Raw genomic sequence first — 24,124 nt, forward strand, 5'->3', positions numbered from 1 at the left:
GCTCGGCCCTGCCGGACGGGGGCAGGGCTTTTGCGCGGGTTTAGGGTCGGAGTATGGCGATTCTGCTGGAGCTGGATCTGACCCGCGGCGTACTCGAGACGCCGCCCGCTTCGCCGGTGGCCGCGTTCCGTGCGCGCCACCTGCCGACACTGCGGGAGCTGGTGGCGGCCCTGCGGAAGGGCGCCCGCGACGATGCGGTGGCCGGCGTGGTCGCCCATCTGGGCGGACAGCGGCTCTCGCTCGCCCAGGTGCAGGATCTGCGCGAGGCCGTCGCCGATTTCCGTACGTCGGGCAAGCCCGCGGTCGCGTGGACCGAATCCTTCGGTGAGGGCGGCAGTGGCACCGTGGCGTACTACCTGGCCACCGCGTTCGACGAGATCTGGGTCCAGCCGTCCGGGGACATCGGCATCACCGGTGTCTCGGTGCAAGCCGTCTTCATCCGCGGTGCGCTGGACAAGGCCGGGGTGATCCCGCAGTTGGCCAAGCGGCGTGAGTACAAGACCGCCGCCGACACGTTCACCGAGAAGGAGATGACCGCACCGGCCCGCGAGATGGCATCGCGGCTCGCGGAGTCGGCGTACGAACAGATCGTCGAGGGGATCGCCGTACGGCGGCGTCTGGACACTGCACGCGTGCGGGAGCTCGTGGACAGCGCACCGCTCCACGCACAGGCCGGATTGGATGCCGGACTGGTCGACAGCCTCGGCTACCGCTCCAACGTGTACGACGAACTGCAGAAGCAACTCGGCTACGACAGTCGGTTGCTGGCCGAGCGCTACATCCGGCGTGGTCCGCGCACTCTGCAGGACGTGCGCAAGACACTCCCCTGGCCACAGAAGCCGCTGGTGGCCGTCGTACGCGTGTCTGGCGGGATCACCGTCGGTCGCAACTCCAGCAGCCCATTTGGTGGTCCTGGGTCCGGCTCTGACACGGTCGGCGCGGCACTGCGAGCCGTGGGCGAGAACGACAAGGTCAAGGCGGTCGTACTACGAGTGGACAGCCCAGGTGGGTCGTATGTCGCGTCGGACGCGATCCGGAACGAGGTGCTGCGGCTGAGGTCGACGGGCCGGCCCGTGATCGCGTCGATGGGCAGTGTGGCGGCATCAGGTGGGTACTTCGTCGCCATGCCGGCCGATGTGATCGTCGCGCAGCCGGGCACGATCACCGGCTCCATCGGTGTGCTGACCGGTAAGGGCGTCGTACGCGATGCGCTGGCGCGGATCGGGATCTCGCAGGAGGCCGTGTCGGAGGGTACGAACGCGCGGATGTACTCGGCGCAGGAGGAGTTCACCGACGACCAGTGGGCGCGGCTCGAGGAGACCCTCGACCGCATCTACAAGGACTTCGTCGCCAAGGCAGCGCAGGACCGCGGTCTGCCCGAGGAGCAGCTGGAGGCGCTGGCCCGCGGTCGGGTCTGGACCGGCGCCGACGCGCACGCCCGCAAGCTCGTCGACGAGCTCGGCGGCTTCCAGCACGCGCTAACCCTGGCCTGCAACCGTGCTGGTCTGGACCGCGACGAGATCGGGCTGGCGAGCGTTCCGCATCGCAACCTGCTGGATCAACTTCGCGCTCCGAGAACCACCGACGACCTCGCGGTCACGACGCAGCCGCTCACTCTGGACGGCGTCACCAGCAGCATCTACGCGGCGCTCGGTCTGCCACCCACTGGCTTGTTGACCATGCCGCTGAGCTGGCAGCTGAGCTAGAGCGACGTCACGGGGTGGTGCGTTCGCCGCCCGGGACCCAGAGGACGTCGCCGCCGGAGGACAGGTTGGCGACGCGGCCGAGGATGAAGAGCAGGTCGGACAGGCGGTTGAGGTACGTGATGGCGAGCAGGTTCACCGACGGGCCGTGCGCCTCGACGGCGACCCAGCCGGCTCGCTCGGCCCGGCGGACCACTGTGCGGGCGACGTTCAGGTAGGCGGCGCCTTCGGTGCCACCGGGCAGGATGAACGACCGGAGCTTGGTCAGGCGGCTGTTGTAGTCGTCGCACCAGCCCTCGAGCCGGTCGATGTACTCCTGGGTGATGCGCAGCGGCGGATACTCCGGATTCGGCGCGATCGGGTTGCACAGGTCGGCGCCGACGTCGAAGAGATCGTTCTGGATCCGGGTCAGCAACACCACCAGGGTGCTGTTCAGATGTCCGGCCGCGATCGCGACACCGATCGCCGAGTTCGCCTCGTCCACCTCGCCGTACGCCGCCAGCCGCGGATCCGTCTTCGAGGTGGTGGAGTTGTCGCCCAGGCGGGTCTCGCCAGCGTCACCGGTGCGGGTGTAGATCCGCGTCAAGTTCACAGCCATGCGAGGACTCTACGCAAGTGCCGGGACAACGGTTCGCTACAGTCGTGCGGTGGAACGGTTTCGGATCGCGGGTGAGGCACGCCTCGTTGGGGCGGTGCAAGTCGCTGGGGCGAAGAACAGCGTGCTCAAGCTGATGGCTGCGGCACTGCTGGCGGAGGGTACGACGACGCTGCGGCAGGTGCCGGGCATCCTCGACGTGACCTTCATGGCCCAGTTGCTGGACACCCTCGGATGCTCGGCGAAGGTCGACGCGGACGAGCAGATCGCGACCATCGCCGTACCGCACGAGATCGGTCACCAGTGCGACTACGAACTGGTGCGCAAGCTGCGGGCGTCGATCTCGGTGCTCGGTCCGCTCCTGGCCCGCTGCGGCCGCGCGGAGGTCGCGCTGCCAGGAGGCGACAACATCGGCTCCCGCGGACTGAACATGCACGTCGCCGGTCTGGAGGCGATGGGCGCGAAGGTGCACATCGAGCACGGTTTCGTGATCGCGGAGGCACCGCAGGGGCTGCACGGCGCCGAGGTCTGGCTGGACTTCCCGAGCGTCGGCGCCACCGAGACGATCATGATGGCCGCCGTGCTGGCCGCCGGTACGACGATCATCGAGAACGCGGCGCGGGAGCCGGAGATCCAGGACATCGCCGCGCTGCTGGTCGAGATGGGCGCCCAGATCGACGGCGCCGGGTCGCCTCGGATCGAGGTCACCGGAGTGACCGGTCTGCTCACGCCGGTCGAGCACACCGTGGTCGCGGACCGGATCGTATCCGGGAGCTGGGCGTTCGCGGCCGCGATCACCAAGGGCGACGTGACGATCACGAACGGCCGCGCCGAGCACCTCGAGTTGCCGTTGGACAAGCTGCACAAGGCCGGCGCGGAGATCACCGTGCTCGATTCCGGGTTCCGGGTGCGGATGAACGACAGGCCGAAGCCGGTCGACGTGGTGACGCTCCCCTACCCGGGCTTCGCGACCGACCTGCAGGCTTTCGTGATCCTGCTGAACGCGCTGAGTGACGGCGCGGCGATGGTGACGGAGAACCTGTTCGAAGGCCGCTTCACGTTCGCGCAGGAGCTGACTCGGTTGGGCGCGCACATCCAGACCGACGGTCACCATGCGGTGGTTCGCGGCGTACCGCGGCTGTCCGGCGCTCCCGTGGTGGCCAGTGACATCCGGGCCGGCGCTGCGCTGGTGCTCGCCGGCCTCGCGGCCGAGGGCGAGACATTGGTGTCCGCGGCGCATCACGTCCACCGCGGCTACACCGACTTCGCCGGCAACCTCCGCCGCCTCGGCGCGGACGTCACGGTCGAGCCGGACGACGCGGAACTGTACTGGAACTGAACTCGCCTTTTCGGCGCATTCTCCGCGCACTCCGCCCTGCGGAGCCGATCCGGCGGGTTAGGGTCGTCGGCATGAGTGAGCGCGTGATCAAGCCCGTAGGCCGTGGATTCCTGTTCCTGGACTCACATCCCGCCGGATGTGCCCAACTGGTCCGCGACCTGGCCGCCCAAGTCGATCGCCGTACGCCGGAACGCCGCACGGCACTCGTGATCGGCTCCAGTTCCGGCTACGGGTTGGCGACGACGATCGCCGGCCTCGCGCGCTACGGGATCGATGGGGTCGGAGTGTCCTTCGAGAAGGCGCCTACTGCCCGTCGTACTGCGACCGCCGGTTGGTATCGCACCGCCGAGACCGCGGCGCTCGCCGCCGAGCTCGGCAGCTCGTTTTCCTTCGTGAACGCGGATGCCTTCGCGGACACCACCAAGACCGAGGTGCTCGATCTGATCGCCGAGCGGTTCGGCGGGATCGACCACTTGATCTACAGCGTGGCCGCACCTCGCCGGGTGGATCCGCGGAACGGGGAGACGTACCAGTCGGCGATCAAGGCGATCGGGGCCGCGCACACCACCAAGAGCCTCGCCTTCGACGACGGCCAACCGGTCCTCCAAGAGGTCGGCATCGAGGTCGCGACCGACGACGAGATCGCGCAGACCGTGAAGGTGATGGGCGGCGAGGACTGGGCTCGCTGGGTCGAGGCCCTGTCCGAGCGAGGTCTGCTCAACCCCGGCTTCAACACAGTCGCTCTCACCTACATCGGCTCCGACCTGACCGGCCCGATCTACCGCCAGGGCTCGATCGGCGCCGCGAAGGCCGACCTCGAACAGACCGCCCTCACGTTGAGCAAGGACGGCGTCCAGGCGATGACCTCGGTCAACGGCGCCGCCGTCACCCAGGCATCCTCCGCGATCCCGGGTATCGGCCTCTACGTCAGCCTCCTGCACAACGTCCTCGGCGACGAGCTGCAATCCCCGATCCAGCAGTCGATCGCGCTCTGGGACCAGCTCACCGGCGCGACCCCGCTGGACCTCGACGACGAGGGCCGGATCAGGCTCGACCGCTGGGAGCTGAACGACGACGTCCAGTCCGCCGTCCGCGATCGCTGGGAGTCCGCCAACCAGGACAACATCACCAATGTCGCCGATACAGCGTGGTTCTTCGCCGAGGTCCGCCGCCTCTACGGCTTCGACGTCCCCACCACCAACTACGAATCTCCCACCGAAGTCGACACACCCTGGCCCTAACCCACCCCAGCCGGCCCTAGGTGCGGGCACGGTACTTTCGCATTTTGTTGCGGGCGCCGCAGAGTGACATCGTGCACCAGCGGCTGCGGCCTGCTGGGCTGCGGTCGTAGTAGACCCAGCGACAGGTGTCGGCGGCGCACGCCTTGAGACGTGGCCATGTGCCGGCCGCGACGGATGCGGTGATGTCCGCGGCCAACTGGGCGACCAGGGCGTGTACGTTGCGCAGCCCCTCGGCTGGGCGGACCGTCGCACCGCCGTCGGCTGACAACGCCAACCGCAGCGGCGCCTCGGCCAGCAGCCGGTCGAGAACCGCCAGCGACTGCGCGGGTACGTCGACTCCCGCATGAGCCTGGCAGACATCGCGGACCGCCTCGCGAAGCGTCACCACCTGCTCGAGATCGTCCCAGTCGAAGCGCAAACCAGGCAGCCCGTGGTCGGCACAGAACGTGCTCAGCTCCGCAGGCCTCGTCAGCGCGTCCTGCTCCATTTCCAGGTCGACCGTGTTCACCAGGTCCTGGACGAGCACCAGCGGCTCGGGGGCCGGAGTGCGCTCACCTGGCTGAATCACGTTTGCCACGTTACCGCTCATGAGGCATGATCCGGTAACGGTTACCGGATAAGAGCTCGTAACGGTAACCGTTCACGACGGCGGCAGCGATGACGCGATGGCCGTTACCGGATGAGGTGGAGGTACTGGTGGACGGCGACTTCAGGCGGTTCTGGGCGGGCCACACGGTCTCCGCGGTCGGCACGCAGGTGACCGCGGTCGCGCTCCCGCTGACCGCGGCACTCACGTTGGACGCGGGTGCGGCCGGGGTCAGCGCGATCGCCACCGCGAGCTACCTCCCGAGCGCGGCCCTTCCGCTGCTGGCCGGCCATTGGCTCGAGCGTCGGCGCAAGCGCGGCGTGATGATCGCGACCGACGTGATCCGCGCCGCCGCGGTGGCGGTCATCCCGCTCGCCTGGGCCTTTGGGCAGCTGACACTGCCGTTGCTGGTCGTCGTCGCGTTCCTCGTCGGCGCGGCGAGCGTGGTGTTCGACATCGCGTCGTTCGCGTATCTGCCGGACTTCGTGCCCGAGCAGGACCTACCGGGAGCCAACCGCGCCCTGCAGGGTTCGTCGACCGCAGCCCAGGTCGGCGGCCCTGGTGTGTCCGGTCTGCTCGTGCAACTCCTCGGTCCGGCCATCGCACTACTCGTCGACGCCGCCTCCTATCTGGCCAGCGCGACGGGCATCGCCTCAGCACGACGCGCTGAGCCCACACCGCACGCGACCGACGAGCGAGCCGGCTTGTGGGAAGGCGTGCGACAGCTCAAGGTGAGCCCGTTCCTCAGGTCCCTGACCGCGCACGCCGCCCTGTACAACGCATCGGCGCAGATCCTCGTCGTCAACTTGGTCATCCTGGCCGTGAAGGAACGTGGACTGTCCGCCGGCGGCTACGGCATCGCCCTGAGCGCGGGCGGCGCCGGCGCCTTCGTCGGCGCGATGCTGGGCCTCCGCCTCGCCAAGCGACTCGGCTACGGCCGCGCCTTCGGCACCTCACTCATCCTGTCCACCGGACTCCCACTCCTGCTGGCTATCCTCCCCGGCCGCGGACTCCAGTACGGCGTACTCCTCGGAGCAGTCCAGTTCCTCGCCGGGATCGGCCTCGGCAGCGCGAACGTGTTGTCGGTGACGATCCGCCAGCTGCTCATCCCCCGCACGGCCCTTGCCCGCAGCAACGGCGCCTACCGCACATTCACCTTCGGCGTCCTCCCGATCGGCGCCGCGATCGGCGGCGTACTCGGAAGCACCTTCGGCACCACCACGGCCGTTGCCGTCGGCACCATCGGCATCGCGCTGTCGTCCCTGCCCATGTTCGTGCGTGAAGTCCGGACGCTCGAGACGCCGGTGACTACAACGGTTTGAACGAGGCCAACTCGAGCACGAGGTCGCCGGCTTCGTCGGAGGCGGCGAGGTCCACGGAGGCGGTGATGCGCCAGTCGTGGTTGCCCTCGGGGTCGTCGATGATCTGCTGGACTTCCCAGTAGCCGGGGTGTTCCTCGATCAGGAAGAGCGCCGGGCCTCGAGCAGCCGGTCCGGTGTTGACCACGTCGTGTTCGGCGTAGTACGCCGTACCCGCCTCGGCCCAGCGGCCCGCGTCCCAGCCGGCTTCGGCGTCGAGCTGACCGAGCTCCGCCCAGCGGTGCAGGGCGAGCAGCTCCACCCGGCGGAACATCGCGTTGCGGACGAGCACCCGGAAAGCCCTGGTGTTCAAGGTGATCCGGCGCGGACCCGCCGGGACGACCTCGGCCTCCGGCTCGTCGGTGGGGTTGGTCAGCTCCTCCCACTCGTCGAGCAGGCTGGAGTCGGTCTGCCGGACCACTTCACCCAGCCACTCGATCAGGTCGGTGAGATCCTCGTTCACCTTGTCCGGCGGAACGGTCTGCCGGAGCGCCTTGTAGGCGTCGCTCAGATAGCGTAGTACGACGCCCTCGGAGCGCGCGAGTCCGTAGAACCCGATGAACTCGCCGAACGTCATCGCCCGCTCGAACATGTCCCGGACCACTGCCTTCGGCGACAACCCGGCGTCCGCGATCCACGGGTGCGTCTGCCGGTACATCTCGAACGTTGCCTCGAGCAACTCGTTGAGCGGCTTCGGCCAGGTGACGTCCTCGAGCAGTTCCATCCGCTCGTCGTACTCGATGCCCTCGGCCTTCATCGCGTTCACGGCCTCGCCGCGGGCGTGGTGCTCCTGCGCCCATAGCACCGCGCGCGGATCCTCCAGTGTCGCCTCGACGACCGAGACCACATCGAGCGCGTACAGCGGATCCTCCGGATCGAGCAGGTCCAGCGCGGCCAGTGCGAAGGTCGACAGCGGCTGGTTCAGGCTGAAGTCCTTCTGCAGGTCGACGGTGAGGCGCAGCAGCCGGCCGTTCTCGTCGGGCTCGTCAAGCCGCTCGACCACACCGGCGGTGACGAGCGTGCGGTAGATCTGGATCGCGCGCCGGATCAACCGGACCTGGGCCCTCGAGTCCTCGTGGTTGTCGCGCAGCAGGTGCCGCATGCTCTCGAACGCATTGCCGTCGCGGGCAATGACGTTCAGCAGCATCGCGTGGCTGACCCGCATCCGCGACTGCAACGCCTCAGGCTCGGCTGCGACCAGGCGGTCGAACGTGTCCTCGCCCCAGGTGACGAACCCCTCCGGCGGCTTCTTCCGCTGGACCTTGCGCTGCTTCTTCGGGTCGTCGCCCGCCTTGGCCAGCGCCTTCACGTTCTCCACCACGTGATCCGGCGCCTGGACGACGACCGTCCCCGAGGTGTCGTACCCGGCCCGGCCGGCCCGGCCCGCGATCTGGTGGAACTCCCGCGCCTTCAGGATCCGCTGCCGGCGTCCGTCGTACTTGCTCAGAGCCGTCAGTACGACGGTCCGGATCGGGACGTTGATGCCGACACCCAGGGTGTCGGTGCCGCAGATGACCTTGAGCAGGCCGGCCTGGGCGAGCTGCTCGACCAGGCGGCGGTACTTCGGCAGCATGCCGGCGTGGTGGACACCGATGCCGTGCTTCACCAGCCGCTGCAGGGTCCGGCCGAAGCCCTTGCTGAACCGGAAGTGACCGATCAGCTCGTTGATCTTCTCCTTCTCCTCCTTGGAGGAGACGTTGATGCTCATCAACGCCTGGGCGCGTTCGAGGGCGGCGGCCTGGGTGAAGTGGACGACGTACACCGGGGCCTGATGGGTGGTGAGGAGTTCCTCGAGCGTCTCGTGCAGCGCGGTGGTGACGTACTTGTAGATCAGCGGCACCGGGCGTTCACCCGACGCGACGATCGCCGTCGGGCGGCCGGTCCGCCGGGACAGGTCGATCTTGAACCGCTCGACGTCGCCGAGGGTCGCGGACATCAGGACGAACTGGGCATTCGGCAGCTCCAGCAGCGGCACCTGCCACGCCCAGCCGCGATCGGGCTCGGAGTAGAAATGGAACTCGTCCATCACCACCTGACCGACGTCGGCCGCCGAGCCTTCGCGCAGCGCCACGTTGGCGAGCACCTCGGCGGTGCAGCAGATGATGGGGGCGCCGGGGTTCACCGACGCGTCCCCGGTCAACATGCCGACCTTGTCCGCCCCGAACACGTCACACAGCGCGAAGAACTTCTCCGACACCAAGGCCTTGATCGGCGCCGTGTAGAACGTCCGCTGCCCGTGGGCCAGCGCCGCGAAGTGCGCCCCCGTGGCCACCAGACTCTTCCCCGACCCGGTCGGCGTCGACAGGATCACGTTCGACCCCGTCATCACCTCGATCAACGCCTCTTCCTGCGCCGGGTACAACGAGATCCCCTGCTCCCCCACCCAACGCGCGAACGCGTCGTACAGGTCGTCAGCCCCAGTCGTCCCCGGCAGTTGCTCAGTCAGCGTCATCGCCAACCATTGTCCCTTACCCCTGGGAACACCCGCCCGACCAGGTCGACTTCACCGAATCCCGCAGTACGCCGGGACCCGCGCCGATCTGCGGGGGTGCGGACAGGACCTGGTGGGTTGGGACACGCAATAACCTGTTCACGGCCACCGCGCGGTGGTGCAGCCCTCCAGAGTTGGACCGCGCAGCGGTTCAGGCCGGACGCTGCTCATCATCGAGCCGCGGTAGGCAGCATGCGGCTGATGGTTCCGGGCGGACGGGCGGGCTTCCTGATGTGTCTGTGACCGCTTGCCCCGTGGAGGCGGCCGTTGGGCGCACGGATCTCCGCAAACGATTGCATGCCTGGGTATTCGGTGGTGACTTGAGGGGATGAGAACTCGAGTGTGGCGCCGGATGGGCGCGGGTTTGTTGGTGACTGTGGTGGGGGCGGCGGGGCTCGTGGGGGCCGCGACACCGGATGGTGGGGGTGATCGAGGTGGGTCTGCGGAGGTGACTACGTGGGGTGCGAGTGACGATATTGCCGGTGGCACCTTGAACGACGTGACGGTGCGGAACATCCTGCGCACGAGTGTCGGTGGGAAGGACCTGCGGATCCGGGTGTCGAACGCGAACGGGGATCAGCCGTTGGTGACGGATTCGGTGTACGTCGGGCGGCAGGAGGCGGCGGCAGGCGTCGTACCGGGGTCCAGTCGGCGGTTGACGTTCGGCGGGAGTACGTCGGTGGAGATACCACCGGGGGCGATGGCGATCAGTGATCCGCTGCCGGGGCCGGTGCCGGCGCGGACGAGTTTGACGGTGAGTCTGCATGTGGTCGGGACGACCGGGGTGATCACCGCGCACAACCGGGCCATGCAGCACAGCTACAAGTCGACGTCCGGCGATCACGCGGCGGACGAGTCGCCGGCGGCGTACCAGACCGAGTCGTCGGCCTGGTACTTCCTCAACGCGGCGATCGTCGAGGCGCCGCAGCAGGTGGAGACGGTGGCGACGCTGGGCGATTCGATCACGTCATCGGTCGGTACGACGATCGACACGAACCGCAGGTGGCCGGACGTGCTGGCGGATCGGTACGGTCAACTGCCTGAGCCTCGGCGGCTGGCGATCTCCAACGAAGGTATCTCGGGCAACCGGGTGCTCGGTGGGGTCGCGAAGGCCGGCAGTGCGGGGGCGAGTGCGTTGGCGCGGCTCGACAAGGATGTGTTGACGAAGCCCGGCGTACGCACGGTGTTGTTGCTGGAAGGGATCAACGACATCTACGCCGGCGCTACCTCGGATCAGTTGATCGCGGGTTACCGGCAGTTGATCGCGCGCGTCCATGCGTCCGGGCGCTGCATCGTCGGCGGGACGCTGACCCCGGTTGGCGGCTCCTTCGTCTACACACCCGAGAAGGAGGCGACGCGGCAGGCCGTGAACCAGTTCATCCGCACGAGCGGCGAGTTCGACGGCGTGGTCGACTTCGACGCTGCCACGCGGGACCCCGCCGATCCCACGCGCCTGCAATCCGCGTACGACGGTGGCGACGGCCTCCACCCCAACGACGCCGGGAACCACGCGATGGGGTATGCGGCGAACCTCGACACCCTCCGCTGCAACTAGACAAGAACAGCCGCGTGCGGCTAGACGAGAAGCCTGCGGCGCTGGATCGATGGCCGATGGCCCGGGTGCCGCTATTTGCGGCCGTGGATGGACAGGGCTTGCTCGTATTCGTGGCGGATCGCGTCGCCGCTCGACTTGCGCCAGTTGGCGATCGCCGTGTCCCAGTCCGAGAGATCGGAGCGGCCGAGCTGGATCTCCTTGGTGAGCGCGTCGAAATCCTTGTCGGAGACCTTGCCCTTGGTCGAGTCGGTCGGTGAGTAGAGCCCGTACGTCGCCTGCGGGATCGCGGTCGGCAGGATTGTCTTGAGGTGGTTGTACGCGACGTCGACCGCCTCGGGGTGGCCCGGGAAGTAGACCGGATATCCACCGTCGGCCAGGTACTGGATCGGGAACTCGCCCAGGCAGACCTCGCTACCGCCGGCCTCGGTCAGGACCGGGTCGGTGCCCTTCAGCGTGTAGTGCCGCCCGGGCAGGCCGAACTTGCGGAACAGGTACTCCTCGGTCCCGAACGGCGCGGCCATCCAGTTCAGCACCCGCAACAGCATCTTGGTCCGCTCCGGCGAACTGGGCCGCATCGCCGCGATCGAGTTGTTCGGCGCGCCGAGCAGGAACCGGCCGACCTTCCCAGTGCTGTCACGGACGACCGGCAGCGAGATGGCGAAGGTCTTCACCACGGCGCGGCGGTAGAAGCTCTGGATGGACGAGTAGGTGTCCTGTGTCATCACCGCCGAGCCCTGACTGAACCAGACCTTCTGGTTGTTCTTCGCCACCCCGTCGGGATGAATCAGCCCGTCGGCCTGCATCTTCGTGGAGATCGCGATCATCTCCTTGTGCTCGGGGAGTTCCCGGCTGTGCACCAGGCGGCCGTCGCGAACCTCCCAGCCGTTCGGCAACCCGAGCATCGCGCTCAGCGCCGCCGATGGTGGAAGGGCGAAGGCCCAGCGGTTCTTCTTCTGGTCCGTCACCGCCTTGGCCACCGCGATCAACTCGTCCACGCCGGGTGAGCCGAGCTCGACGCCGAACTGATCGAGGAGGTCCTGCCGAGCCAGCAGCAGGGTGGATGACATCACGCCGCGCTGGATCGGCACCGCCCGGATCCCACCGGCGAACACGCATCCACGCCAGGACTCCGGCGACAGGTTCGCGAGGAACGGGTACTCCAGGATCGCGTCGCCGGACAGGTGCTCGGTCAGGTCCTGGGCCCGGGCCTCGAGGAACTGAGGCAGATAGGAGAACTTGCCGTCGACATTGAACAGATCACCCAGCGTGTCCCCGGCCACCGAGGTCGCGAACTTGTTGGTGAAGTCGGTGCCGGTCGCCGAGGTGATCGTCAGCGCCAGCGGTGAACCGATTCTCCGGTTCAGCTCCTGCCAGTACGGATTGCGATCGGCGGTCGGCGGAATCGGGTTCGACGTCGGCACCGATCCGGACAGATCGCTGCCATCGGCCGGTACGCCGTCGGTGACCCGGGCTGGTTGCGCCGGGAACCGGTAGAAGCAGTCCGGCATCAGGGGATGCACTCGAGGCAGGTCCGGCTTCGGTCCGTCGAACCGCTTGTACGTCGGCAGCCCCACTGGCTTGTTCAACGCCGCGATGTCGGTCGACCTGGTCACGGTGGAGCAGCCACTGAGGCCGACGGCGGCGGCAGCCAGCGACCCACCGAGCAGCGTTCGTCTGCTGATCATGCTCATCCCTTCACCGCCCCGGTCAGCATCCCCTTGGTGAAGTGCCGCTGGAGGAACGGATAGACGATCAGGATCGGAACCAGGGAGACCACCAGGATCGCCATCTGGATCGACTCCTGCGGTGGCAACTGGTCGGCCGATGCCCCGCCGAGATCACCGCTGCTGACCTCGGTGTTGTTGATCACGTACGTCCGCAGCACGAGCTGCAGTGGCCACTTCGCGGTGTCGTTGATGTAGAGCATCGCGTTGAAGAACGCGTTCCAGTACCCGACGGCGTAGAACAGGCCGACCACCGCGAGCACCGCCCGGGACAGCGGGAGGACGATCGACCAGAAGATCCGGAAGTCGCCCGCACCGTCGATCCGGGCCGAGTCGATCACCGAGTCCGGGATCCCCATGAAGAACGCGCGGAGAACGATCACGTTGAACCCGTTGATCGCGGTCGGAAGGATCAGCGCGAGCAACGAGTCGAGCAGCCCGAACTCCTTCACCACCAGGTAGTTCGGGATCAGCCCCGGGCTGAACAGGATGCTGAACAGCACGATCATCAGGATCGGCCGCTGCCCGAAGGATCCGGAGCGGCTGAGTGCGTACGCCAGCATGGTCGACCCGGCCAGGCTGATCAGCGTGCCGGCGAGGGTGATGAAGACGCTGACCAGCAACGCCCGCTGCACCACACCGCCGTTGAAGATGGTCCGGTAGGCGTCGAGGTTGAGGCCGTCCGGCCAGAGCACGAAGCCGCCGGAGTTGGTGACATGGGACTGGCTGGCGATGCTGGTCGAGATCACTCCGATGAACGGGATGATCACGAGCGCGCAGCACACCAGCAGCACGATGCCTTTGAGAGCCCGCGCGGGAATCGTGGGGATCTCGTCGATCGAGCTCCGCCCTCCGGCAGTACCGGAGGATCGGAGGAGATTCGTCTGTGTACTCATGGTTTGCGGTACACCCCCGCCTCACCGAAGATGTGCGCGACCTTGTTGGCGCCGATCACCAGGGCGACGCCGACCAGACCCTTCACCAGGCCGACCGCGGCGGACACGCCCCATTGGCCGGCCAGTACGCCGTTGTTGTAGACGTAGGTGTCGAGGACTTCGCTGGCCGGTCTGCCGACCAGATTCTGCTGCAGGATGATCTGCTCGAAGCCCACGGTGAGCGAGTCGCCGAGCCGCAGGATCAGCAGCAGGATGATCAGGCTGCGGATCCCCGGCACGGTGACGTGCAACAACTGCCGCCAGCGCGAGGCTCCGTCGACCCGGGCCGCCTCGTACAGTCCTGGATCGATCTGCGTCAGCGCGGCCAGGAACAGGATCGTCGCCCACCCGGTGTCCTTCCAGATCACCTGGCTGCTGAGCAGCGCGATGAAGCTGTCGGGATTGCCGAGGAAGTCGATCGTGTCGATGCCGTGGGACCGCAGCGCGTTGTTGATCAGGCCGCTGCCGCCCAGGACCTGCTGGAAGATCGCGATCACGATGACCCAGGACAGGAAGTGCGGCAGGTACAGCACCGACTGGACGATGCGCCTCATCCGCTCCGACAGCAGGCTGTTCAGGAGCAGCGCCAGCGCGATCGGCGCCGGGAAGACGAAGACCACCTGGACCAGCGTGATCAGCAGCGTGTTCTTCAGCGCATTGAGGAAGTCCGGGTCACCGTTGAAGATGACCGCGAAGTTGTCCAGCCCGACCCACGCGCTGCGTCCGAGCGGAACGAACGGCAGGTACTCCTGGAACGCGATCAGGTTGCCGAACAACGGCAGGTAGTGGAAGGCGAGCAACAGGACCAGACCAGGCAGTGCCATCAGCAGCAGCACTTTGTCCCGCCTGGCTCGCCCCCACCAGGAGAGCGGCTTGGCGCCGGAACTGAGTCTGGGTCTCTCGGTGGCGGAGTTGTCCGGGGGGCCGGAACCGCTGGAACCGGCTGGATCGATCGACTTGGTTCGGTTGGCTTCGGGGCTGAGAATTCCGTCTGCTCGGGCCACGCCTCACTCCCTGCGTCGTCGAAAGCCGCCCTCCCGTCTGGAGAGCGTTTTCCGTTCCCCCTTGTCCGATCTTGGCGTGTGTTGGGGAAAGGCGCAGCTCGAACGGAGCGTCACGGTGCCAAACCGCACCTCAGGGCTTCTGGTAGGGGAAGGACGGCAGTACGCCGATCTGGTCGTACTGCATCCGGGAATCGTCGAACCCGGGCTCCCAGCTGACGTTGGCGAACGTGTCACACGGTCCCGCGGACGGTCCGTGATAGGGGTCGCTCTCTGTGTTCGTCACCTTGATGTCCGAGAACGCGAATCCACAGCCGCCGAAGTCCATGTGCACGCCGTACGGCTTCGCGTCCGGCATCGACGGGTCGGCGTTCGCGTCGTCGACGATCAGCTGGGACACGGCCGCATCCGGTGTGTACGGCGGTTCGTTGCGTACGCCGTACGCGTAGAACGGACCGGTGTCACCGCTGTCCTGCGCGAGGTGCGACAGCCGGACGAACTCGACCGTGTTGCCACCGGTGTAGTTGTCGGCGTTCGGGATCTCGGGCCGGGACTCGATGCTGATGCCGTACCGCGCGCCGTGCTCGACGACGGTGTGGCTGATCTCGTTCCGGCCGCTGTTCATGATCTCGACGCCGGCCGAGTCGCCCGCGACCAGCTCGCCGATGTGGTGGATGTAGTTGTTCGTGAAGGTGTTGCTGTGGGCAACGTCTCCCTCACCCGGCCAGCCGCCCTCGACCTTGATGCCGTCGTTGCCGAGGTGCTCGAGCAGGCTGTCGGAGACCGTGGTCCGCTCGTTCGCGAACAGCAGCTCGATCGCGGTGAAACCGGTCTGCTGGATGTGCAGCCGGGTCAGCTTCACTCCTCGGGTGTTGGTGAGCGTGATCGCGCCCCACCGGTTCCGCGGCAGCTCGATCTGGGTGTCGTACTTCGGGTACTTGTGCTTGATCCCGGAGTCGCCGGTGCCGTTCCAGCCGTAGCGGTACCAGTCCATGAAGTCGGTGTCCTGGATGGTCAGCCCGTCCAGCGTGAGGTTCTCCACCCGCCGGTTCGGCGAGGCGCCGGCCAGCGAGAAGACCTGTGTCTGCGTGGGCCGCACCACGTGGACACCATCCATGGTTCCGCCGGCCGGCTTGTAGTACAGCGTCTTGGCCGGGTAGTCCAGGTAGTACTCACCGGCCTGGTCGAGCAGGCTGAGCGAGTTCTGCACGAAGTACCGCGAGCCGCCGCCGGAGTTGATGAACCCGTACCGCGCCGGGTAGACCAGCGTGGTCCGCTTCTTGGTGAAGTTGATGTCGAGCATCGGGATCGTGTCCGTGAACCAGGACCACGAGCCGCCCGACCACACCGTCACCTGGGCCGGCCACGACGTACCGAGCCGGAGGTCCCAGGACGGGTCGATGTCGCCGGTGCTGAATCCGAGCTGGTCGTGCACCGCCTCCTTCGTCGGGTCGAAGAGTGTGGACTTCAGGTACGGCGCCCAGGCGTCATCCGACTGCCGATTCGGGTACCGCGCGGTGGTTGCCCGCTTGCCGCCGACGTACAGGCTGTAGAAGGGCTGGGACACGTCGACCGGCGCCTTGAAGATGCCGTCCTTGTACGGCGTCCACCCGGTCACCTCCCGCCCTGCCTCGAAGACGGCCTTCCCCGGGCCGTCCACACTCCGGTAGACGACCCCTGAGTCACGGTCGTCGAAGGTGATCGTCTTGTCCACCTGGTAGGTCCCGGCCTTCAGGTTCACCACCGGCTGACAGCTGCGACCCACCTGCTCGGAACGAAGGGTGTCGCGAGCATGCTCGATCGTCTTCCAGGGCTTCCGTTCGGTGCCGGCGGCCGCGTCGTTCCCACCGGGCGAAACCCAGAACGCTGTGCACTTGTCCGCCCCGGCCGGGGCGGCGGCTCGCGCCGCCACCCCGCCGCCGACCACGAGCGCCGGAAGTGCGAGCCCGGCGAGCACTCCGCCGACGAATCCCCGCACCGCGATCACCGGCCCGCGACGTCGTACGGGAAGGTCGGCAGGACGCCGATCTTGTCGTACTCCATCTTGGACGCGTCGAAGCCGGCGACCCAGTCGGCGTTGGTCACGTCGTTGCACTGGTACGACTGGTACTTCTGGTCGGTCACCTTCCCGACCTGGACGTTGCTGAACGCGAAGCCGCAACCACCGGCGTCCATGTGGACTCCGCGGGTCCCGCCCGCGTCCGGCATCGACGGGTCGGGGATCACGTCGCCGATCACCAGTTGGTCGACGGTGTTCTGGATCGGATGCGGTTCCTGGTTGTCCACGCCGTACGTGTAGAAGGCGCCCATGTCGCCGCTGTCCAGGCCCATCTCCTCGAGCTTGATGTACTTGAAGGAGTTGCCGTTCGCGTATTGGTCGCCGTCCTTTACCTCCGGTCGGGACTCAAGGCTGATGCCGTAGCGGGCGCTGTGCTTCACCTCGACGTTCGAGACGGTGTTGCTGCCGGTGTCCATCAACTCGATGCCGGACGCGTCGCCCGGCACCAGCTCGCCGATGTGGTCGACGAAGACGTTGGAGATCGTGTGATGGTTGCTCAGGTCACCTTCTCCGGGCCAGCCGCCCTCGACCTTGATGCCGTCGGCACCGATGTTCTCCAGCAGGCTGTCGGTGATCCGGGTGTGGTCGTTGGCGAACAGCAGATAGATCCCGGTGAACCCGGTGTCGGACAGATGCATCCGGGACAGGTCGATATTGCTCGTGTTCGTCAGCCGGATCGCGCCGAACCGGTTCCGCGGCATCTCGATCTGTCGGTCGTACTCCGGGTACTTGTGCTCGGCCCCGGCGTCACCACCGGCGACCCAGCCATTGCGGTACCAGCTGACGAAGTCGGAGTATTGCACCCCGAGCCCGTCGAACGTCACGTCATGCAGCCGGTCCTGCGCCGACGTGCCGGCCAGATCCAGCACGGTCTGCACCGTCGGCCGCAGTACGTGGACGCCGTCCATCGTGCCGCCGCGCGGCTTGTAGTAGACCTCGCCGGCCTTGTAGTCGAGGTAGTACTCCCCCGGCTGGTCGAGGAAGCTGAGCGAGTTCTGGAAGAAGTACCGGGAGCCGCCGTTGCTGTTGACCATCGCGTAGCGGGTCCAGTACTTCAGCGTCGTCTGGGTCTTCTTGAAGTTCGTGTCGAGCAGCGGGATCGTGTCGGTGAACCAGGACCACGACCCACCCGACCAGATCGTCACCGACGCCTGGCTCATGTCCCAGCTGGGATCCCAGTCACCGGGCTGGCCCCACAGCCAGTTGTGGACGTCCATCTTGTCCTCTTCGTAGAGGATCGATCGCAGGTACGGCGACCAGGTGTCATCGGAGCCACGGTTCGGATAGCGAGCGTTGGTGGCCCGCTTCCCGTCCTCGAACAGCGTGTAGAACGGCTTCGACGCGTCGAACTTCGCCTTGTAGATACCGTCATGGGTCGGCGTCCAGCCGGTGATCTCCTCGGCGCCTTCGACGTTCGCCTTGCCGGGACCGTCGACGCTGCGGTAGATGACCCGGTGGCCGTTCTTCCCGGAGTCACGCTGGTCGAGGTCGATGGTCGAGGAGACCGGGTAGTCGCCGGCCTTCAGGTTGACGGTGATGTCGCAGTTCATCCGGTCGTTGAGGTGCTTGTCCCGGATCTCGTCGCGGGCCCGGGTGACGGTCTTCCACGGGTCCTTCTCGGTGCCGTTGGCGGAGTCGTTGCCGGTGGGCGCGACCCAGAAGGTCTTGCAGTCGACGGCACCGGCGGGCTGGGTGTTGAGCTGGACGGCCGCGACCGTCACCAGGGCAGTCGCGACCACTCCGGCGCCGACGCTCAGCGCCGTACGCCTTGTTTTGTGGGACATCTTGGGCGGGGTCCTCTCAGATTCAGTCGCCGGCGTTGCCGTCGCGGGCACGCCAGCTCTCGTACTCGAGGCGGGTCTTCTCGGTCAGGGGGTAGTAGTCACGCAGCGGGGCACCCTCGTCGATCCGGCGCCGGCTGAACTTCTCCCACGCGTCGTGCTCGGCGGCCGCGTCGACGACGGCCTCAGCGCGCCGCCGGGGCACGACGACCGCACCGTCGTCGTCGGCGAGCACCAGGTCGCCGGGCAGCGTGAGGACGCCGCCGACCGCGACCGGGACGTTGTACGCCCACGGGAACAGTTCGGACTGGGACGCGTAGTGCGGGGTGGCGCCGGTCGACCAGATCGGAACGTCGAGCTGCGCCACCCGGGGTACGTCGCGGATCCGGCCGTCGACCACGATGCCGGCGCCGCCGCGGAGCTTGAAGTACCGGACCAGCATGTCGCCGAAGCAGCCGGTGGTGTGGCTGCCGTAGGCCTGGACCACCAGCACGTCACCGGGCTGGACCTCGTCGAGCACGGCCCACAGCGCCGTACTGCGCTCGATGTACTCCTGGGTCTGGCCGTCGGCGATGTCCTCGCGCTGCGGCATGAACTGCAGGGTCAGCGCGCGGCCGACCACCTTCTTACCGGGGAACATGCTGGTCGGACCGTCGACGAAGGTCCGGCGGATGCCCTGTCCGTGCAACCGGGCGCAGGCGGTGGCCGACCCGATCTCGGACAACCGCGACACCAGTTCGGGGTCCGGCGCCGGCGGGTTCTCGCCGCGCACCGGCAGGTCCCAGACAGGCGTCACCGGGGCTTGTTCCGTGCTGGTCATAGGTCTCCTCAGATAAGCGCCAGATGTGCGGCGCGGTAGGTGTTCCGGGTCAGCCGGAGATCGAGCCGGATGGTCCGGCCCGGCGGCATGACGACTTCGAGTCTGTTGCCGCCGACAACGACCGTGCGGGTGCCCGGGGTCGGTGGCGGGGAGGTGTACGCCGGCGACGGGCCGGGGTACTCACCGGTCGCGGTGCTCACGGTGGCCTCGTCGATCCGGTCGGTGCCGAAGCTGCCGGCCTGGATGATCACGCGGCGGGTCTGGGTGGCCGACAGGTTGACAAGTTGCAGCCCGGTTCGATCCGGCTCGACCGTGTCGACCAACGCGGCGACATCGGGCGGCAGGCCGGGCCGGCCGCGGTCCGGGTCGAGGTAGAGGACGCGCAGAGGCAGGAGACCGCCGTTGTAGAGAAGCTGCGGTGTGCCGGTGGTCAACTGCAGCAGGGCTTCGGTCGCAACTGGATTGTGCCGCTGCCAGTGATGGATGTTCAGCTCGGCCGGGTCGGTCGTGTCCGCAGCCATCAGATCCATCCGGCGTTGCACCTGCGAGAGCGCGACACCGAGCATCGCCTCGGGATAGCCGGGGTTGTCGCCGGCCAGGTAAGCGAGCCAGGGCGCCTCGTGCCCGGCGTCCTCCTTGTTCCGGAAGTCGTGGACCGTCCGCCAGTCGTAGCCGCTGCGTTCCCGCAGCTCCGTCAGCCGGTCGCGGTCGGACGCGTCGAAGGCGGCCTGCCACAACCACATCGGCATTCCGAGCTGTGGCGGCTGGTAGTCGAACCATCCGTCGTCGCCGTGCCGGTTCGGGATCAGCAGGGTCGGCTTCGCGCAGTCCTCGCCCAGCTCGGCCTGCCAACGATCCCGGATGCTCATCTCAGTCTCGTCGACCGCGGCAGTGACGCCGCGCTCGTACAGGTGATCCAGCAACTGGCGCGCGACATCGAGCCGCTTCGCGTCGCCGGTGAGCACGACGCCGTTCAGCGCAGCGACACAGGCCGCCGAGCCGACGCTGTACACGCCGTGCGGCCAGTTCCAGCCGTAGAGGCCGCCGTACCAGCGGCCGTGCTGGAGCTCGCCGACCGCACCGCTCGCACCGGCGTTGTCCGGCAGCAGACCGCCGTTCGCCTGCGCCCGCTCCTGCCACGCGTCCAGATACTCCAGCGTCCACGCCGCGAACCGGTCGTTGTGGTCGTAGAGCCAGGCGTTGGCGGTCAGCGTGGTCGCGGCCAGGTTGACGGCGGTGTCGCCGGCACCCAGGCGGCGGATCATTTCCGCGCCCATCAGGTCGGCGTTGGCTGGATCTTTGAGGTCCTCCCAGGTGGTGATACCGGGTACGCCGGACAGCGGCAGCCCGAAGATCCGCATGTTCGTCAGGTCCGCGCCGTACGTGCGCCACTCGTCGTTGATGCCCCAGCGCGGACCGCCGCCGCCGTTGTGCGGTGCGCGGATGGTGCGCGTCGCCGGGTCGTAGTTGCCGGCCGGCGATCCGGGCAGGTAGAGCTCCGCGAACCGGTACGCGCGCTCGCGGAACGCCTCGTCACCCGGATCGGCCGCGCACAACGCGTAGAAGAAGATCATCGACTCGCCGAGGTGGAACCAGTCGTAGCCACGCTCGAACTCGTCGACCAGGAAGCCCAGGTCGGTGAGCTGGCGGGTGACGCCTTCCCAATGCCACTTGGCCACGTCGATCAGATCGTCCGCGCCGCCGAGTTGGTAGAGCACGGGCCAGTTCACGAACGCCTCGTAGAAGTCGTCCGCGCCATCACGGCTCTGCACGGGTCCGGCGTACCGGAGACTGCCGTCCGGCAGGCAGTAGCGTTCGCGGAACAGCCACCAGCCCTCGTCCATCACGTCGAACAGGCGGCGCTGCATGATCGCCCACGCGGGTGGCGTACCGATCGGGGTCTCGGCAAGAACAGTTGTCGTTGTCATCCCTTGGTCGCCCCCGCCGTCAGGCCGCTGATCACGTGCCGCTGCAACAGCACGAAGACCACCAGCAGTGGTGCCACCGCGAGCAGCAGCGTCGGGAAGACGACCGTGTAGTCGGTCGAGTACTGGCTCACGGCGGCGTACACGCCGGTGGTGACGGTGTAGAGGCCGCTGCCCGGGCCGAGGATGATCTGCGGGTTCACGAAGTCGTTCCACACCGAGAAGGTGTTCAGGATGACCATCGTCACCACGGCCGGCTTCATCAGCGGGAACACGATCGACCAGAACACCCGGTGCTTGCCGGCGCCGTCGACCGCGGCCGCCTCGTCCAGGCTGGCCGGGATCGTCATGATGTAGCCGGCGTACAGGAAGATCGAGAACGGCAATGTCAGCGTCGTCTCGAACAGTACGAAGCCCGGGATCGTGCCCATCAGGCCGAGGTACTTCAGCGTGTAGACGACCGGGATGACCAGCACCTGGCTCGGGATGAACGTCCCGGCCACGAACAGCAGCAGGAGCATCCGGTAGCGGCGCTCGCTGCGACGGGCGATCACGTACGACACCGGACCGGCCAGTGCGACGGACAGCACGTTCACCGAGACCACGAACAGCACGGTGACGGCGTACCCCTTGAGGATGTTGAAGTCCGGGTTCGTCGCCGCCTTGCGGATGTACTCCGTGGTGAGCTGGTCGGGTGACAGCGAGAACGGGTGGGTCAGGATGTCCTGCTGCGACTTGAACGCGCTGACGACCAGCAGATACAGCGGCATCAGCATCAACGCACTGATGACGACCAGGAAGACGACCCGGCCCACTCCCTTGGTGCGCATCGGGCGGAGCTGCACAGTCATGACCCGCGGCATCCGGATCGCACTCATGCCTGCACCCCCTGGTCGGCTCGCGATCGCAGCCGCGCGACCGTCAGGGCGAGCCCGGCGGTGACGATCATCAGTACGACGCTCTGCGCCGAGCCGAACCCGAGCGCGTTGTTGTGGAACGAGTCCCACAGGATCAGGTACGCCGCCGTCTGCGTGGACCCGGCCGGCCCACCTCCGGTCAGCGACACGACCAGGTCGTACGTCTTCAGCAGCGTGACCAGCGACAGCACGAGGTTCACAGTCACGACCGGAGCGAGCGCCGGCAGGGTGACGTTGCGGAACGTCTGCCGCGTCGAGGCCCCGTCGATCCGCGCGGCCTCGAGCAGCTCCTTCGGCACGGTCTGCAGACCCGCCAGATAAAGCACGACGTTCACGCCGAATCCGGCCCACACGAGGACGCCGATGAGACTCGCGAGCGCCCAGTTCGGGTTGGACAGGAACGGAAACACGTCAGCGCCCTTTGAGGTGAGCCAGCCGTTCGCGACACCCGACGTACCGAGGACGGCGCTCCAGAGGAAGCCGACGACCAGCGCGCTGAGCACATGGGGATAGAAGAGGACGACGCGGAACAGCGAGTTGAGCCGGGACGCACCATTCACCAGCAGGGCGAAGCCGAGGCCGAGCACGCTCAGGAGGACGGTCCCGACGGCGGCGATCAGCAAGGTGACCCAGCCGGCCCGGATCGCCTCGTCGCTGCGCACCAGGTCGAGGTAGTTCCGCAGTCCGACGACGGCCGGGTTCGCGCTGTACCCGTTCCAGTCGGTCAGGCTCAGGTAGACCGAGAGGCCGACCGGGATGACGAGCATTACGACGAACAGCGCCAGAGCCGGCCCGACCATGCTGATGGTCGTCAGCCGGTTCCTCACGACTTCGACCCCATCCAGCTGTCGATGCGCTTGGCGACGTCCGGCGCGCTCTTGCCGGTGTAGAGGCTCTGGACCGCCTTGTTCCACTCGCCGTTGAAGCCTTGCGGCAGCGTGTTCGCGCCGTACCCCTCGCCCTGGGCCACCTGCTGCGGCGCCTGGTCGAGGATGTCCTGCACCTGCTGGCCGAGCGGCGTCAGCTTGTCGGTGAAGCCCTTGCGGAAGTTGCCGTCCTGCGCGAGCTGGCTCTGGACGGCGCCGCGGTCGGTGACCAGCCACTGGACCAGCTTCACCGAGAGGTCGCGCTGCTTGGTCGACTTGAGCACCATGTACGGCGCGGCCATCGTGACGCCCTGTGGTCCCGGGTACGCCTGGCCGGTCTCGGTCGGCGCGGCGAACACCCCGAGGTCGAAGGCGGGCTTGGCACTCTCCGCGCTCCGGACGAACCAGCTGCCCATGATGTACATCCCGGCCTTACCGGACAGGAAGTTGGTTTGCGCGGTCACGTCCTTCAGGCCGAGCGCGTTCTTGTCGATGTACCCGTTCTTGATCCAGGACTCGTAGCGCTGCAGCAGCGGGAGCATGGACTGCCCGACGGTGAGCTGCTTGGCCTTGACCTGCTGGAACCAGTCGGGGTGCTTGGTCGCGATCGACGGGTCGCCGAGTTGCAGCAGCTGCAACCCGGTCACGTAGTCGCCGGCCGTCTGCAGCGGCAGGTAGCCCGCGGCCTTCAGCTTGCCCATCGCGGCGGTCAGCTCGTCGAGATCCTTCGGCGGCGCGCTGATCCCTGCCTTGGTGAACGCGTCCTTGTTGTAGAAGACCAGCGACTGGGCCTGCTGACCGACACCGACGGTGTAGACCTTCCCGTCGAGTGCGGCCTGCTGCACCAGCGGGGTGTCCTTGGTCCACGTCTGGTCGGTCAGGTCGAGCATCTGCGGCGCGAGCACCTTGTCGGCCATCAGCGTCTCGACGACATCCGGCGCGTTGCCGGCCGCGAGCAACTGCGGCAGCGTGTCCTTCACACCGGATCCGGTCGGTGCCTCGATCTTCACGTCGACGCCGGGGTTGGCGTCCTCGAACGGCTTGACCAGGCCCTCCCAGTATCCCTTGGTCAGATTGGGCGTGATGTTCACCAGCATCCGCACCTCACCGGTGCCGGCACCGGCCGAACCCTCGTCACTGAACCCGCCACCACCGCAGCCGGCCGCGCCCACCAGGATCGCAACCGCCGCCAGCAGGACAGGCTTCCGCCGTACCGAACGAGCCATTT

The 24,124-nt window shown here is 67.4% G+C and carries 18 protein-coding genes; 5 read left to right on the top strand and 13 right to left on the bottom strand.

Annotated features, from left to right (window positions below):
• The first annotated feature begins 53 nt into the window (after nucleotides 1-53).
• Nucleotides 54-1,706 (top strand): signal peptide peptidase SppA, encoded by a 1,653-nt coding sequence (gene sppA / locus OG555_RS00515; RefSeq protein ID WP_329480064.1) that lies wholly within the window; start codon nucleotides 54-56, stop codon nucleotides 1,704-1,706.
• A gap of 7 nt (nucleotides 1,707-1,713) precedes the next feature.
• Here the strand turns inward: sppA and OG555_RS00520 are convergent, their stop codons facing one another.
• Nucleotides 1,714-2,301, bottom strand: a complete 588-nt coding sequence (locus tag OG555_RS00520) for a cob(I)yrinic acid a,c-diamide adenosyltransferase (protein ID WP_329480066.1) — start codon at nucleotides 2,299-2,301, stop codon at nucleotides 1,714-1,716.
• Nucleotides 2,302-2,350: 49 nt separating this feature from the next.
• Between OG555_RS00520 and murA the strand changes: the two genes are divergently transcribed.
• The gene (murA, locus tag OG555_RS00525) at nucleotides 2,351-3,637 is read left to right on the top strand and encodes a UDP-N-acetylglucosamine 1-carboxyvinyltransferase (protein ID WP_329480068.1); all 1,287 of its coding nucleotides are present in this window, start codon (nucleotides 2,351-2,353) and stop codon (nucleotides 3,635-3,637) included.
• A 71-nt stretch (nucleotides 3,638-3,708) separates the two neighbouring features.
• Nucleotides 3,709-4,878: an enoyl-[acyl-carrier-protein] reductase FabV gene (gene fabV, locus OG555_RS00530; protein ID WP_329480070.1), complete on the top strand. Its 1,170-nt coding sequence runs from the start codon at nucleotides 3,709-3,711 to the stop codon at nucleotides 4,876-4,878.
• 16 nt (nucleotides 4,879-4,894) lie between these two features.
• On the opposite strand, the gene OG555_RS00535 is transcribed toward fabV, so the two are convergent.
• Nucleotides 4,895-5,446: a CGNR zinc finger domain-containing protein gene (locus tag OG555_RS00535; RefSeq protein WP_329480072.1), complete on the bottom strand. Its 552-nt coding sequence runs from the start codon at nucleotides 5,444-5,446 to the stop codon at nucleotides 4,895-4,897.
• A 128-nt stretch (nucleotides 5,447-5,574) separates the two neighbouring features.
• Between OG555_RS00535 and OG555_RS00540 the strand changes: the two genes are divergently transcribed.
• Nucleotides 5,575-6,786 carry an MFS transporter gene (locus tag OG555_RS00540; protein WP_329480074.1) on the top strand — a complete coding sequence of 404 codons (1,212 nt, stop codon included), beginning with the start codon at nucleotides 5,575-5,577 and terminating at the stop codon, nucleotides 6,784-6,786.
• Here the strand turns inward: OG555_RS00540 and OG555_RS00545 are convergent.
• Nucleotides 6,773-9,274, bottom strand: coding sequence for a DEAD/DEAH box helicase (locus OG555_RS00545; protein ID WP_329480076.1), 2,502 nt, complete (start codon nucleotides 9,272-9,274; stop codon nucleotides 6,773-6,775). The genes OG555_RS00540 and OG555_RS00545 overlap by 14 nt on opposite strands.
• 487 nt (nucleotides 9,275-9,761) lie before the next feature.
• On the opposite strand from OG555_RS00545, the gene OG555_RS00550 reads away from it, so the two are divergent.
• Nucleotides 9,762-10,868 carry an SGNH/GDSL hydrolase family protein gene (locus OG555_RS00550; protein ID WP_329480078.1) on the top strand — a complete coding sequence of 369 codons (1,107 nt, stop codon included), beginning with the start codon at nucleotides 9,762-9,764 and terminating at the stop codon, nucleotides 10,866-10,868.
• 71 nt (nucleotides 10,869-10,939) lie between these two features.
• Here the strand turns inward: OG555_RS00550 and OG555_RS00555 are convergent, their stop codons facing one another.
• From OG555_RS00555 to OG555_RS00600, 10 genes are all read right to left on the bottom strand, one after another.
• Nucleotides 10,940-12,553, bottom strand: a complete 1,614-nt coding sequence (locus OG555_RS00555) for a hypothetical protein (RefSeq protein ID WP_329480080.1) — start codon at nucleotides 12,551-12,553, stop codon at nucleotides 10,940-10,942.
• Nucleotides 12,554-12,555: 2 nt separating this feature from the next.
• Nucleotides 12,556-13,488 (bottom strand): carbohydrate ABC transporter permease, encoded by a 933-nt coding sequence (locus OG555_RS00560; RefSeq protein ID WP_329480082.1) that lies wholly within the window; start codon nucleotides 13,486-13,488, stop codon nucleotides 12,556-12,558.
• Nucleotides 13,485-14,351 (bottom strand): ABC transporter permease, encoded by an 867-nt coding sequence (locus tag OG555_RS00565; protein ID WP_329480084.1) that lies wholly within the window; start codon nucleotides 14,349-14,351, stop codon nucleotides 13,485-13,487. The genes OG555_RS00560 and OG555_RS00565 overlap by 4 nt, the downstream gene beginning before the upstream one ends.
• A 310-nt stretch (nucleotides 14,352-14,661) precedes the next feature.
• Nucleotides 14,662-16,515, bottom strand: coding sequence for a right-handed parallel beta-helix repeat-containing protein (locus OG555_RS00570; RefSeq protein WP_329480086.1), 1,854 nt, complete (start codon nucleotides 16,513-16,515; stop codon nucleotides 14,662-14,664).
• Nucleotides 16,512-18,371, bottom strand: a complete 1,860-nt coding sequence (locus OG555_RS00575; RefSeq protein ID WP_329480088.1) for a right-handed parallel beta-helix repeat-containing protein — start codon at nucleotides 18,369-18,371, stop codon at nucleotides 16,512-16,514. The genes OG555_RS00570 and OG555_RS00575 overlap by 4 nt, the downstream gene beginning before the upstream one ends.
• A 22-nt stretch (nucleotides 18,372-18,393) precedes the next feature.
• Complete coding sequence (locus tag OG555_RS00580; protein ID WP_329480090.1) at nucleotides 18,394-19,188, bottom strand: hypothetical protein; 795 nt, start codon at nucleotides 19,186-19,188, stop codon at nucleotides 18,394-18,396.
• Nucleotides 19,189-19,196: 8 nt separating this feature from the next.
• Nucleotides 19,197-21,116, bottom strand: a complete 1,920-nt coding sequence (locus tag OG555_RS00585) for a hypothetical protein (protein WP_329480092.1) — start codon at nucleotides 21,114-21,116, stop codon at nucleotides 19,197-19,199.
• Nucleotides 21,113-21,991 (bottom strand): carbohydrate ABC transporter permease, encoded by an 879-nt coding sequence (locus OG555_RS00590; protein ID WP_329480094.1) that lies wholly within the window; start codon nucleotides 21,989-21,991, stop codon nucleotides 21,113-21,115. Before OG555_RS00590 ends, OG555_RS00585 begins: the two co-directional genes overlap by 4 nt.
• Nucleotides 21,988-22,857 (bottom strand): carbohydrate ABC transporter permease, encoded by an 870-nt coding sequence (locus OG555_RS00595; RefSeq protein WP_329480096.1) that lies wholly within the window; start codon nucleotides 22,855-22,857, stop codon nucleotides 21,988-21,990. The genes OG555_RS00590 and OG555_RS00595 overlap by 4 nt, the downstream gene beginning before the upstream one ends.
• Entirely contained in the window at nucleotides 22,854-24,122 is a 1,269-nt protein-coding gene (locus OG555_RS00600) for an ABC transporter substrate-binding protein (RefSeq protein ID WP_329480098.1), read from the bottom strand. Before OG555_RS00600 ends, OG555_RS00595 begins: the two co-directional genes overlap by 4 nt.
• Nucleotides 24,123-24,124 lie beyond the last annotated feature (2 nt).

Source organism: Kribbella sp. NBC_01484, from assembly GCF_036227145.1.
Lineage (GTDB): Bacteria > Actinomycetota > Actinomycetes > Propionibacteriales > Kribbellaceae > Kribbella.

Bases quoted from the DNA above. Each gene is read 5' to 3' on its own strand.
- sppA (WP_329480064.1), top strand. From the start codon at position 54: ATGGCGATTCTGCTGGAGCTGGATCTGACCCGCGGCGTACTCGAGACG.
- OG555_RS00520 (WP_329480066.1), bottom strand. From the start codon at position 2,301: ATGGCTGTGAACTTGACGCGGATCTACACCCGCACCGGTGACGCTGGC.
- fabV (WP_329480070.1), top strand. From the start codon at position 3,709: ATGAGTGAGCGCGTGATCAAGCCCGTAGGCCGTGGATTCCTGTTCCTG.
- OG555_RS00545 (WP_329480076.1), bottom strand. From the start codon at position 9,274: ATGACGCTGACTGAGCAACTGCCGGGGACGACTGGGGCTGACGACCTG.
- OG555_RS00555 (WP_329480080.1), bottom strand. From the start codon at position 12,553: ATGATCAGCAGACGAACGCTGCTCGGTGGGTCGCTGGCTGCCGCCGCC.
- OG555_RS00560 (WP_329480082.1), bottom strand. From the start codon at position 13,488: ATGAGTACACAGACGAATCTCCTCCGATCCTCCGGTACTGCCGGAGGG.
- OG555_RS00565 (WP_329480084.1), bottom strand. From the start codon at position 14,351: ATGGCACTGCCTGGTCTGGTCCTGTTGCTCGCCTTCCACTACCTGCCG.
- OG555_RS00575 (WP_329480088.1), bottom strand. From the start codon at position 18,371: ATGTCCCACAAAACAAGGCGTACGGCGCTGAGCGTCGGCGCCGGAGTG.
- OG555_RS00580 (WP_329480090.1), bottom strand. From the start codon at position 19,188: ATGACCAGCACGGAACAAGCCCCGGTGACGCCTGTCTGGGACCTGCCG.
- OG555_RS00585 (WP_329480092.1), bottom strand. From the start codon at position 21,116: ATGACAACGACAACTGTTCTTGCCGAGACCCCGATCGGTACGCCACCC.
- OG555_RS00590 (WP_329480094.1), bottom strand. From the start codon at position 21,991: ATGAGTGCGATCCGGATGCCGCGGGTCATGACTGTGCAGCTCCGCCCG.
- OG555_RS00600 (WP_329480098.1), bottom strand. From the start codon at position 24,122: ATGGCTCGTTCGGTACGGCGGAAGCCTGTCCTGCTGGCGGCGGTTGCG.